The organism is Priestia sp. TSO9 (assembly GCF_021029645.1).
GTDB classification, from domain to species: domain Bacteria; phylum Bacillota; class Bacilli; order Bacillales; family Bacillaceae_H; genus Priestia; species Priestia megaterium_E.
This window is the reverse complement of record NZ_JAJEKD010000013.1, coordinates 607,860-620,759: the sequence shown is the minus strand read 5'-3', so window position 1 is coordinate 620,759 and position 12,900 is coordinate 607,860. Positions and strand designations below refer to the sequence as shown.

11 protein-coding genes are annotated in these 12,900 nt (G+C 38.4%); 3 read left to right on the top strand and 8 right to left on the bottom strand.

The window, feature by feature from the left end:
- Positions 1-17 precede the first annotated feature (17 nt).
- From aldA to LJC66_RS11335, 8 genes are all read right to left on the bottom strand, one after another.
- The gene (aldA, locus tag LJC66_RS11370) at positions 18-1,451 is read right to left on the bottom strand and encodes an aldehyde dehydrogenase (RefSeq protein WP_230932575.1); all 1,434 of its coding nucleotides are present in this window, start codon (positions 1,449-1,451) and stop codon (positions 18-20) included.
- Positions 1,452-1,474: 23 nt separating this feature from the next.
- Positions 1,475-2,620, bottom strand: coding sequence for a mandelate racemase/muconate lactonizing enzyme family protein (locus LJC66_RS11365; RefSeq protein WP_230932574.1), 1,146 nt, complete (start codon positions 2,618-2,620; stop codon positions 1,475-1,477).
- A 209-nt stretch (positions 2,621-2,829) separates the two neighbouring features.
- Positions 2,830-3,765, bottom strand: a complete 936-nt coding sequence (locus tag LJC66_RS11360) for an ABC transporter substrate-binding protein (protein ID WP_230932573.1) — start codon at positions 3,763-3,765, stop codon at positions 2,830-2,832.
- An 18-nt stretch (positions 3,766-3,783) separates the two neighbouring features.
- On the bottom strand, positions 3,784-5,130 hold the full coding sequence (locus LJC66_RS11355; protein ID WP_230932572.1) for a sigma-54-dependent transcriptional regulator: 1,347 nt from the start codon (positions 5,128-5,130) through the stop codon (positions 3,784-3,786).
- 4 nt (positions 5,131-5,134) lie between these two features.
- Positions 5,135-7,261 (bottom strand): sensor histidine kinase, encoded by a 2,127-nt coding sequence (locus tag LJC66_RS11350; RefSeq protein WP_230932571.1) that lies wholly within the window; start codon positions 7,259-7,261, stop codon positions 5,135-5,137.
- Positions 7,262-7,472: 211 nt separating this feature from the next.
- Positions 7,473-7,595 carry a YjcZ family sporulation protein gene (locus LJC66_RS11345; RefSeq protein ID WP_013056948.1) on the bottom strand — a complete coding sequence of 41 codons (123 nt, stop codon included), beginning with the start codon at positions 7,593-7,595 and terminating at the stop codon, positions 7,473-7,475.
- Between the two features lie 188 nt (positions 7,596-7,783).
- Positions 7,784-8,296 carry a GNAT family N-acetyltransferase gene (locus LJC66_RS11340; RefSeq protein ID WP_195694059.1) on the bottom strand — a complete coding sequence of 171 codons (513 nt, stop codon included), beginning with the start codon at positions 8,294-8,296 and terminating at the stop codon, positions 7,784-7,786.
- A gap of 79 nt (positions 8,297-8,375) precedes the next feature.
- On the bottom strand, positions 8,376-8,603 hold the full coding sequence (locus LJC66_RS11335) for a YczF family membrane protein (protein WP_045290361.1): 228 nt from the start codon (positions 8,601-8,603) through the stop codon (positions 8,376-8,378).
- Between the two features lie 146 nt (positions 8,604-8,749).
- On the opposite strand from LJC66_RS11335, the gene LJC66_RS11330 reads away from it, so the two are divergent.
- The 3 genes from LJC66_RS11330 to LJC66_RS11320 are packed head-to-tail and all read left to right on the top strand — an operon-like array spanning position 8,750 to position 12,706.
- A complete protein-coding gene (locus LJC66_RS11330) occupies positions 8,750-10,372 on the top strand; it encodes a spore germination protein (protein WP_195694061.1) in 1,623 nt (540 codons plus the stop codon).
- Positions 10,362-11,585: a Ger(x)C family spore germination protein gene (locus tag LJC66_RS11325; RefSeq protein ID WP_195694063.1), complete on the top strand. Its 1,224-nt coding sequence runs from the start codon at positions 10,362-10,364 to the stop codon at positions 11,583-11,585. Before LJC66_RS11330 ends, LJC66_RS11325 begins: the two co-directional genes overlap by 11 nt.
- A gap of 20 nt (positions 11,586-11,605) precedes the next feature.
- Positions 11,606-12,706, top strand: a complete 1,101-nt coding sequence (locus LJC66_RS11320) for a GerAB/ArcD/ProY family transporter (protein WP_060745708.1) — start codon at positions 11,606-11,608, stop codon at positions 12,704-12,706.
- Positions 12,707-12,900 lie beyond the last annotated feature (194 nt).

Here is a 12,900-nt window from a genome sequence, read left to right as displayed (position 1 = left end):
TCACCTGCTTTTTAAAGTTAAAATTTCATATAAACTGTTTTTACCTGTAAAAACTCTTCAAATCCATGCTTGCCATCGTCTCCGCCGATCCCTGATTGCTTCCAGCCGGAGTGATAGCCTTGATATGCTTCGCCCTGCTGGCGGTTCACGTATACTTCACCGCATTCTAGCTGCGTAGTTAGCTCCATCACATAACGGTAGCTGGATGTATATAAATTAGCGGTTAATCCGTATTCAGAATCGTTCGCTAGATTAATTGCTTCTTCAAGCGACCCAAACGAAATAATAGGAAGAACGGGTCCAAACACTTCTTTTTGCACGATATTCATTTGTTGCGTACACTCATCTAATAGCGTTGGCGGATAAAAGCTTCCTCCTAATTCCTCTAGCAAATATCCTCCGCATAATACAGCGGCTCCTTCTTCTACGGCCTCAAGTACCATTTGATGAACGCGGTTCGCTTCAGATTTGTTAATGAGACAGCTCATTTCTGCATCTGGATTAGCCAAACCATCTTTTATCTCTACATTTTGAAACGCTTTCAATAGTTTAGTAGTAAACGCTTCTTTTACACTTTTATGAACGTACACACGCTCAGTGTTATTGCAGACTTGACCGGAGTTAGCTAACCTGCCTCCCTTGATTGCTTCAACCGCTAAATCAATATCCGCATCTTCCATTACAATGGCAGGTGCTTTTCCGCCTAATTCAAGTGATGTACGAATCATATGACGAGAACATTTTTCCATAATACCTTTTCCTACTTTAGTACTTCCGGTAAATGTCACCATGTTTACATCAGGAGATGAGGTTAACGTTTCTCCCACAATGTCATCCATACCTGTCACAATATTAATAACACCTTTTGGAAAGCCGGATTGATGAATGCACTCCGCTAATGCTAAAGCAGATAAAGAAGATTTTACGCTCGGCTTGACCACAACCGTATTACCTGCGACAAGCGCCGGTACAATTTTTCTCATCAGCACATAAATCGGAAAATTCCAAGGTACAATTACCACGACTACGCCAAGAGGCTCTTTATAAGAAATAATTTTCTCCTTTACGTTATCGCTGTCTACTACATGACCTTCAATGCGTCTTGCCCACTGAGCTTGGTACTCGCCAAGCTCTGCTCCGTAAAACACCTCTGATTTCGCTGCATTTAAGGGTTTTCCCATTTCCTGTGTAATGGCTGTTCCGATGTGTTCCATATGTTCTTCTGTTTTCATGTTCGTTAAAAATTTTTTAATTTGTTCAGCTCGGTCATATGACGGACGAAGCTTCCACTCTTTAAAAGCTTGTTTAGCGCAAGAAACAGCGTGCTCTGTTTCTTCTATACTGCAGGAAGAGACTTGGGCTACGACTTCACCCGTTCCTGGGTAAGTGACATCCATTTGACTGCTGCCTTGAATAAATTCTCCGTTTATATAAGCACTGTATTTCTTCACTTTGTGTTCACCCTTTATATCAGTTAAATAGAAACTGTATTTTTTTCACCTACGTAGAAATGATTAATTTCGTACTGTTTTAAAGCTTCTTCATCAAGATCGATGCCTAAACCGGGCTGTTCTGGCGCTACTAAATAACCATCTTTGTCAATCATAAGCGGGTTTTGCTGAATATAATCTCTCCGTTCGTTAGACCATGCTGGAGGATCGTAAGGAAATTCTAAATATGGACAGTGACTGACCGCCGCTGCTAGATGTAAATTTGCCAGTAAACCAATGCCGTTTGTCCATGTATGCGGGCTGAACCAAGCGCCGCTTCCTTGAACAAGATCCGCAACTTTTTTCGTTTGCGTAATTCCTCCTGACAATGCTACATCCGGCTGATAAACGTCTAATGCATTTATTTTGTTTAACTCTCTAAAGTCATGCATATGACGGTTCATCTCTCCCCCTGCGATTCGAATACCTACTCGATCCCGAAGTTTTGCCATCAGTTCAAACTGATGAGAAGGCAGAGGTTCTTCAAGCCAAAACACTTTCAGTTCTTCAAGTTCTTTAGCTACTTGATAGGCCATTTTTAAGTCCCACGTCCGTTCAACGTCCCACGGCATTTTCCATCCTTGATTTGCATCAACCATAATCTCTAGCTTGTCACCAACGGCTTTTCTGACCGCTTCCACTACTTGAATATCGTCTTTTACATCTTTGTGATGAAAACGAATTTTCATAGCTTTGAATCCTTGCTCTACAAATCGAATCGCACGCTCCGCACGTTCTTCAGGAGTCACGATTTCTCCCGTTGAAGCATAAGCGAGAAGCTTGTTAGATCGGGCTCCAAGCAATTTATAGACGGGCTGTTTTGTTGCTTTCCCCATCAAATCCCATAGAGCTAAATCAAGCGGCCAGCATCTGCCATAGTGAAAATCTATATTTTGAATCACTTGTGCATGTCGTTCAATGGCAAAAGGATCTTGACCGATAAACAAATGTTCATGTCCTTCAAGCCCCATCATTAAATCTCCTGATCCGACTCCCGTTATTCCTTCATCCGTATGTACATAGACAACGGTAGAAGCAAACTTTTTGCGGGGCTCAGGGTCCCAAGCTGCTTTAAAAGGCGGATTTAAAGGCAGTAAATAATGTTTGATCTCTATTCCCGTAATTTTCATTGAATACTAATCTCCTTACGTTTCAGCATTTTTACTTTCACTTATATCTATTGCAAGATGCGTGCCAAGTTCAAATAGCTGATGTAATCGCTACTTAATGGCAAACAAAAAATAAAGTGTAGAAAATTCACACAATTTACTGTAGAAATTTTCTACACTCTACAATAAAAAAAGCTGCACAATGTGCAGCTTTTAATGTTTTGTATCTATCAAGGAGTAAGCAAGTGATTTTCAAGTAAAAATTTATAGGCCACATCTGATACGTCTTTGTGTAAAATATCAACTTGATAATTCAGCTCTACCATCTTTTTATTCGTTAGTTTACTTGATAGTTCATTTAAAGTAGAAACGACAGACGGATAACGGCTTGCTAACGATTGTTTTACTACGGGAGCTGCATAATAAGGCGGAAAAAGAGATTGATCTTCCTTTAGTAACACAAGATCGTAAGCTTGAATTCGGCTATCAGATATCATTCCAATCCCTACGTCTACTCTGCCTTCTTTCACTGCTAAAGGAATAATTTCTGAATCGATTCCAATGATTTCAGTTGAAATGGACTTCAACTCATAATTGTCAGCTAATTGCATCAACCCGTCTTTTCTTTTTAGAAATTCATTGTTTGTAGCTATTTTCACCTTTTTATTTTGCTTTTTTATGTAGGAAATCAAGTCAGAAACAGAGTTTAAATGATGCTCCTTTGCAAAAGAACGGTTAACTAAAACCCCCCAGCTGCTGTTAAAATGGCTAGTGTTCAGCCACGTTAAGTGGTTTTTCGCATCCGTTTCTTTCACCAGCTGATACAACTTTTTTTCATTATAGACCGGCTCTTGGTTTTGATGCACAATTCTTGCCGTACTTGTATATTCCCAGTACATATCAACATATCCCGCCAAGCTTGCTTTTCGAATAGAATCGCTATCTAAAAAGCGCCTTTCATGTACAGTAGCTCCTTGTTCTTTTAATAGAAGCGCGGTCATTTTCATTAGTAGATATTGCTCGGTCATGGATTTCGACCCAATTGTAATACTAACAGAATCGAGGGGCTTCTTTTCTTCCCTAAGCGGGGCAGTACTGGGCTGCTGACATGCTCCCAGCACTGTAAAACACAGTACCAGTAAGCTGAATATTTTACGATAGGTCATTTCTTTCATATCCTTTTTCTAAAATTTAAGACCCATTTTTTTCATTTTATAAATTAACGTATGGCGAGCAATTCCTAGTTTTTGAGCTGCTTTCGTTTGATTGCCTTTCATTTCTTCAAGAGCGTTTTTAATCATTTCTTCTTCTACTTCACCTAATGCGTGTGATAAATTTGTTTGTTTGGCTTTTGTCGGCTGATTCCTATATGAATCAGACTCTTGCTTATTAAAAAGATACGTTAAATCGGAGAGCTCAATTGTTCCATGCCGTTTTAAAATATGGACTCTTTCAATCGCGTTTAACAGCTCACGAATATTTCCCGGCCAATCATAAGAAATTAGCTGTTGAAGTGCTGCGTTTGAAACAGCAAGTGTCTTATTGTATTTTGTATTTAACTTTATAATGTGATGATGAATGAGCGGTTCAATGTCTTCTTTTCGGTGCCTTAGAGGAGGAATGGTGACCTCCATTAAATTTAACCGATAGTATAAATCTTCCCGAAATTTCTTTTGTTCTACTAATTGTTGAAGCGGTTTATTTGTAGCTGAAATAATTCGGACGTCCAAGGATTCATACTCATTGCTTCCGAGCTGCATTACTTTTTTTTCCTCGATCACATGCAATAGCTTTGCCTGCATGCTTAACGAAATTTCTCCAATTTCGTCTAAAAAGATGGTACCGCCATCCGCAGCAGAAAACTTACCTTTTTGAGAAGAAGAAGCCCCTGTAAAAGCTCCTTTTCTGTAGCCAAACAGCTCACTTTCAAGAAGGGCTTCCGGTATGGCTGCGCAGTTGATAGCGACAAAAGGATTATTTTTTCGATGACTCTGCTCGTGTATCCATTTAGCCATCGCGGTTTTACCTACTCCGCTTTCACCTAGAATTAAAATGCTGGCGTCTGTATCTTTTACGTACTCCACCATTTCAACTAACTTGTTCATTGCTGGGCTTTTTGAAATAAAGTCTTTATCTTTATCTTTTTCCATCACCGCATCCGATTGCTTGCCCGTACATAGCGAAGCAATAATATTTTTTAGTTCTTCAAGTTCAATAGGCTTATTCAAATAATCAACAGCCCCTATTTTCATAGATTGCACAGCGCTCTCAACATTCCCGTATGCAGTAAGCATGATTACTTTTGATTGCGTTACCTCTTTTAACTTCTTTAATACATCGATCCCCGTCATATCCGGAAGCATATAATCTAGTATCACGACATCTATATCCAGCGTTTTAGCCATTTCGATTCCTTTTTCTCCGGTATATGCCGCGTGCGTATGAAAACCAGATTTCTGAAGCTTTTTGGCTACCAGCTTACAAAGGTTCTGTTCATCATCAATCATTAACACACTGCACTTATTCTCCATGTTTTTAGCCTCCTTTTGTATTTTTCTGTTTGGGAAAACGGCATGTAATGGTTGTCCCTTTGCCTTCTATACTTTCAATAAATAATTCTCCTCCATGTTCTTTTACAATATCTCTTGCAATCGTTAACCCTAGTCCTGAACCTGTTTCTTTCGTGGAGTAAAAGGGATTAAACAGCCACTCTAAGTCCTGCTTGTTAATGCCTGAACCGGTATCTTCTATACGAACAACCACATATTCTTCGTTCATATTCATCGTTTGAATGGAAGCGATAATATACCCGCCCTCATCCATTGCTTCCATTGCGTTTAAGACAATGTTTAAAAATACTTGAATCAATTGATCATAGACCCCTGTAATCAAACATTTTTCTTCAAAGTCTTTTACAATGCTAATGTTTGCTTCATTACACTTTAAACGCAGTAAATGAAACACTTCTTCTAACACTTGTACAAGTGACACTTCTTTCTTTTCCTTTTGACTCATGTTTGCAAAATTAAGAAAATTATTTGTGATCTCTTTGAGACGGCTTACAACGATGAATACGTCCGCAGCAAGCTCTTTTACTTCTTCTGAGCAGGCGCTTTCTTCCGCTTCATCCAGCAAAAGTTCAGCTGATCCTGATAAAATGGCTAGAGGATTCTTTATTTCATGGGCAATTCCTGCCGTGATTTGTCCGATAGACGCTAGCTTATCACTTTGCTGCAGTCTTAGCTGTAACTGCTTTATTTCGGTAATATCTTGCATGACCGCGATAATCCCCATCACTTCACTTGTGTCGGTATAAAAAGTAGATGTCGTAACTTTAACAATTCTTTTTCTGCCGTCTGAATCGAGAATATAGCTTTCTATCTCTTCCATGTCTTTCCCAGATGCCAATGTGTGAAGCAAAATAAAATCTACGCTTTCAGATTTTATTGGTAAATCTTTTAAGTTAAAACCAATCATGTCCTGGCGCTGAAAAGCAACCATTCTTTCAAACTGCTGATTCACGTATGTAATTTTACTCCTCGGGTCAATTGTAATAATCCCATAAGGAATTCCTTCTAATACATCGTGAAGGTATCTTTCACTTTGCTCAAGCATTTTTTGTTTTTCGTAATTGCTGTTTCCCATTTCAATAATTGTACGTGTCAATATACTCAGCTCATCATCCTTTGCCGGCGCTTCTTTATTTAATGGCACGAACGTTTGAGAATTCCGGTACGTTTTTGCATAGCTTGTAAGCTTGACGATTGGCTGTAAAATATTTTTGATGCCTAACCATATAAAAAATAAAGCAAGCAGCAATATACTAATAAAACTAACGCGCAGTAAAAGAGATAATTTATGTAAAGGAGAAAAGGCTACGTTAGTCGGTACACCGTAAACCAAGTTCCAGCCTTCTTGGTTCGTTTGATAAGCTGCTAAACTCTCTTGTCCATTATGATTTATGTGAGTATAGCCAGAAACGTTTGGTATTTTGTCTACTGAAAACTTCTTGTTAAGCTGCTTATCGCTTGTAGATGCGATGACATTTCCTTTGCGATCCGTTAAAAAACCGAAGTGTCCTCGTGACAGGCTGACGCTTTTTAACACCTCTGATAAATAATCCCGGCTTAGTTCTGCAACAATAATTCCTTTAAATTCTTTATCATTAGTAAGAACGGGTACAGAAATGGTTACTACTTTTTGATGACGATAATTTTGAATAAGATCCGATAAAGCGTACGTATGTGTCCAATATACTTGGGTAAAATTAGGGTGATGATACATTAAATTGTTTTGGCTTGAAGCAAAAGGCGTTTCAAACTTTACGCGTTTTTGTTCATTGATATAGTAAATCGAATGAATAACTGAACTTTGTGAATTTGCTTGTTTAGCTCGGTTATACATTCTATTTATGTTAAGATCTGACTCTAGCCCCTCTCCTGCAATAAGCTGCAGCTGCGAAGCTACATGCTCAATTTCTGAATTCAACCTTTTAGCTATAATGTCTTTACTTGCAATGTTTTGAACCTTTACATCTTCTTTAATAATTTTGCTTGCATAGCCCGTAATGATGTAATAAATGATGATGCCCGGGACAATTAAAATAACCGTAAATAAAAGAAGATATTTAGTTGTAATACTTTTCGAAATAGGAAAGTTCACCTTATGCCCTCTCTTTTTTGTTTGCTGATCTATATATGTAAGCGTTATTATCTATATTAAAAGTATAGCAGATATCGATCGTGGTAGGGTCTTTTAATTGTTCAATCGTTTATCATAACCGCTAATAAATAAGTAATTTTCTTAGAAACTAACGGACTTTTAAAACACAAAAAAGCCTAAAGAAATTTCTTTAGGCTATTCAGTGATATAATTAGCAGCCGTAGCCGCCACCATAACCACCGCTATAACAACTACATCCGATAATTACTAATAGAATAAATAATACAACTAATAAAGCGAAACCAGAACCGAATCCACATCCAGCATTAGACATACAAGCACTCCCTTTCAACGTGATTTTCTGTTGCTAAAACAAAGAAGGTTCAAACATGGGGTGTTTCTCATGGATAGCTTATTGTATGTCTGCCTAGACGTTTTGGTTTGCTGTTCTGCTCATTTTTTAAAAATTGGGCTTGTTTTCGTCTTTACAACTCGAAAAATGCAATTCCGTAAAAGTAAAGCTCATTTCCACTCTTCCTTTAAAATCGCGTAATAATATTCATCCCACCATCCTTTGTCAGTTGGAATACATTTTTTAAAATACCCTTCTCTTCTCATCCCGATCTTCTCCATAACACGATAAGAAGACGTATTCTCAGGTTGACAAGTAGCAATAATCCGATGCAGGTTCATTGTGTTAAAGCCATAGTCCACGATTGCTTTTGCCGCTTCTGAAGCATATCCTTTCTGATGATAGAAAGAATGAAATACCCAGCCAATTTCATAAGTATGGTCCCCAAAATAGTTAAAAAAGACGATATGACCAATTAGAATTTTTTCGTTTTTTAATACAACTGGAAAATTTTTAGCATTTTCTTTCATATTTTCATTTACAAATTTCTTTGCATCATCTTTACTAAAAACACCTTCTGGTATGTACTTCATGACATGAGCATCAGATGTATATGCGTAGACATCTTGCCAATCTTCATAGTTAAATTTGCGTATTAGTAGTCTGTCAGTATCAATGTTCATGTGGTTCTCCCCTATCTCAAAGCTATCTTTCTATACGCTTGTTTCGATAGTGAAGAGATAAAAACCTTTTTGCACCAAGTTACTGTTGTTTTTGTTGCCGCTTCTTTAAAAGAAGATAAAGAGACTCTGCGAAAAAGAAAAACAAAAGAGAAAAAAGGACAAATAATTCGGCCACTTCCATTACACGAAACGGGCTTAACGCATTGTATAGTGCCTGCAGTACGTTCGTTCCTTGAAAAAGATCAATTCCTACAGACAGAGCGATCACAGATCCAAATAGCAGCAGGCTAACTCCAATAATTTTCATTCCTTTCACTCCTCACCTAATCGTTACTTACCTCATAGGGTCGTCATTTTCATTTACCGTCATGCAAAAGATATTTTGTTAAAAATTACATAATTATACGGTTTTTGGTCAAATTAATAAAAACTACAGTAAGGGTGCTTTCATTTATGCCTTCGTTCTTTAAAAATCTAAAATCTAAAAATAAGCTTCAACCTCAGGCAGATCAAACGAACAGCAAACAAACAGTGTCTTCTCTTAAGAATTTGTTGTCTGAGAACCTTACCCTCATTAAAGAGAAAACTGGAAACAGCTCAGATATTGTGATTCGTCATTTTAAAATAGGCGTCAATAACAGTTTAGCTGCTGCTATCGTCTACATAGAAGGGATTGTAGATAATCAGGCTATTCAAGATTACTTACTGCAGTCTCTTATGAAAGATAATCAAAAAAACGAACTAAACGATAAAAATGCATTAGAGTTAATTTCCGAAGACATCGTAACAATCGGCAACGTATCGTTTGCAGACAACTGGAATGATTTACTGTCTTCTTTGATGTCAGGAGACAGCCTTCTTATTGTCGACGGCATAAACCGCGTACTCAGCGTAAGTACACAAGGCGGTGAAAAGCGTGCCATTTCAGAATCTACTACCCAAATGGTAGTGCGGGGACCAAAAGGTGCCTTTACTGAGTCTATTGGCACAAACTTAGCCATGGTGCGCCGAATTATTAAAACACCTGACTTATGGCTAGAATCGATGAAGATTGGCCGTGTAACTAAAACGGATGTCACTCTTATGTATATTCATGGCATCGCAAACGATAAAGTTGTAAAAGAAATTCGAAAGCGATTAAAAAACATTGATATTGATAGTATTTTGGAATCAGGTTATGTTGAGCAGCTAATTGAAGATCAAACGGTCACTCCTTTTCCAACTATTTATAATACAGAAAGACCCGACGTGGTGGCAGGTAACCTTTTGGAAGGAAGAATTGCTATTTTTGTGGATGGAACTCCTTTTGTACTTATTGCTCCAGCGTTGTTCATTCAATTTTTCCAATCGGCTGAAGACTACTACGCACGCTTTGATATTGCGACGTCCATTCGTCTTTTGCGGGTGTTTATGTTTATGATTTCACTTATCGCTCCTGCTACGTATGTGGCGGTTACGACATTTCATCAAGAGATGGTACCCACAACGCTTATTGTAGCTCTTGCGGCACAGCGAGAATCCGTTCCATTTCCCGCGTTTGTAGAAGCTTTTTTTATGGAAGTCACCTTTGAAATTTTACGTGAAGCGGGGATTCGTTTACCAAAAGCTATCGGCTCTGCCGTATCGATCGTCGGAGCTCTTGTTATTGGGCAAGCAGCGGTTCAAGCAGGGATCGTCTCACCAGCTATGGTTATTATCGTATCGATTACAGCTATTGCTAGCTTTGCAACGCCGTCTTTCGATATGGCTATTTCAGCGCGTTTAATTCGTTTTTTATTTATATTAGGGGCGGCTACATTCGGTTTCTATGGTATTATTCTTATTCTTTTAATGGGGGTTGGACACCTGTGCAGCTTACGTTCATTTGGTGTTCCTTATATGACGCCATTAGCACCGTTTATTCCTGCAAGCAATGAAGATACGTTGATGCGGTTGCCATGGTGGACGATGAGAAGAAGACCTAAGTTAATTACTGATAACAAAGTTCGTCAAAGCAAACATCAAAAGCCTGAGCCTCCTTCTTCAAGAGGTATGATCAACCAAGAAATGGAAGAAGATGATCAAAATGAAACGTAAAAGTTTATTTTTACTGGTAATGACCATAATGATGGTATTGCTTACTAGCTGCTGGAGTAAAAAAGAGTTAACGGATCTTGCACTTGTATCGGCAATGGGAATTGATAAAACGAAAGACGGGCGGTATGAGCTTACCTTTCAAATTATTAACCCGGGAAATGTAGCTGGCTTACAAGGGGGCGGCGGTACCCAAAGTCCGCCTGTTACGATCTATTCTGCTTCCGGTGATAATTTAGTTGAAGCAAGCAGGCGCGCTTCAGCTAGAATTTCCCGAAGACTTTATTATGCCCATACCAACTTAGTCGTGATCGGAGAAAAACTAGCGCGTGAAGAAGGAATTAACATTCTTATTGATTCTATTGATCGCGATCCTGATTTTCGAATTACGACTTCCTTAGTAATCGCAAACCAGTCAAGTGCTGCTGATTTGGTAAAAGCACTAACACCTGTCGATAAAATTCCAGCAAACAAAATTATGAAAACGCTGGAGTTCACTCAAAGAAAATGGGGAGAAAATCTAAAGGTTTCCTTTCAAGAAGTGATGAGATCTCTCGAATCTCCCGGAGGAGAAGCACTGGTCTCGGGTTTTCGTTTAGTTGGAAATCCTAAACAAGCAGAAAAATTAGCTAACCTCCAGCAAAGCGCACCAGAAGCTACCCTTCGTGCTTCTGGCATTGCTGTTTTTAAAAATGGAAAGTTAATCGACTGGTTGTACAATAGTCCAGCCAGAGGCAGCGTTTGGATTCTTGATAAAATACAAGGAACCGATATTAATATAGACTGGAAAGGAAAAAAAGAAGCGCTTGCCTATCAAACAGTTCGTCAAAAAACGGATGTATCTGTAAAAATGGTAAAAGGAAAACCTTATGTGTCCGTTCACACTCGCGTAGAAGGCGATCTTGGAGAAGTGGAGGTCCCTGTTGATACACGTCAACCTGCTGTACTCAAAAAAATGGAAAAAGCAGCAGGTAAAGAAATAAAAAAAGAATTACAAACAGCTATTAAACAAGCTCAGACAGACAAAGTTGACATCTTTGGGTTTGGAGCAGCGCTGGAACGCACGAGGCCTAACCAGTGGGAAAAACTCAAATCAGAATGGGATGACGTTTACTTTCCAAAATTGAATGTAGACGTTACAGTAGAAGCTTACATTCGCCGAACGGGTCTGCGCAATAAATCGTTTCTCTCTAGCGTAAAAGAAAAACAACAATGAGGTAAGGAGGTTCTGGCTATATGGAAAAAGCAAAAATCAGCGCCACTCAATTATTTATTCTCATGGTGTTATTCGAACTGGGAAGCGCTCTATTAGTTCCTCTTGCAATGAGAGCGAAGCAAGATGCATGGCTAGCTATTTTAATTGGCATGCTGTGCAGTTTTTTCTTCTTTTTAGTTTATCACAAGCTCTATTCCTACTATCCGGACCTCCTGCCCACAGAATATATGCAGAAAATTTTAGGTAAGGCACTGGGAACGCTTCTTGCATTCGTATATATCGTTTATTTTTTATACGATGCATCACGAGTTCTAAGAGATTTCGGAGAGATGCTTCTTACTTTTGCTTATCCCGATACTCCTTTATTTATTGCCAATGCCTTATTAATGCTGGTCATTATCTATATTACCCGAAAAGGAATTGAAGCGATAGCCCGGTCAGGAGAGCTTCTGTTTATTTTTATGTACTTTCTGGCTGTGGCAGGCTTCATCTTAATTATTAGCTCAGGACTAATTGATTTTAAGAACTTACAGCCGGTATTAAAAGAAGGAGTACTGCCCGTTGCAAAAGTTGCTTTAACCGAAACGCTGTATTTTCCTTTCACGGAAGCTATTGTATTTACCATGCTTCTTCCTTATTTGAGCAATCCCAAAAAAGCGAGTGTCACCATGATATGCGCAACGGGATTAAGCGGAATTAACCTAATTATTACGATGATCATTAACATTAGCGTGCTTGGAGTTGATTTGACGACAAGATCACAGTTCCCTCTTCTGAGTACTGTCCAAACGATCCAAGTAGCTGATTTTTTAGAGCGTCTAGATGTATTTTTTATGTTCGCTATGGTTATTGGGATTTATTTTAAAGTTAGCATCTTGTTTTATGCTTCTATAATAAGTACAGCTACTTTATTTAAAATTAAATCGCCTTCCCGTCTAGCGTATCCTTTAGGCATCATTGTGTTATTTCTGTCGATTACAATCGCTAGTAATTTTCAAGAACACCTTTATGAAGGGCTGCACGTAGCGAGATTTCTTTTACATATGCCGCTATTTTCTATCATACCTATACTGCTTTTGATTATCGCCTTTTTGAAAAATAGGAAGAAGCAGCACAGATAGTATATATCTCTAATAAATAGAAAAATGGCGTTAAAATTATCGAGGTGATGTTCGTGTATATATGGTTTTATGATCATTTTGTTAATACAATCTTATTTCCGCTTACTTGTATCATGCTAGTGTGCGTATCATTAGGACTGTATGCATACTTTAAGCTGAAAAAAATGAAAAATTGATACTAGATGGCTATTTCC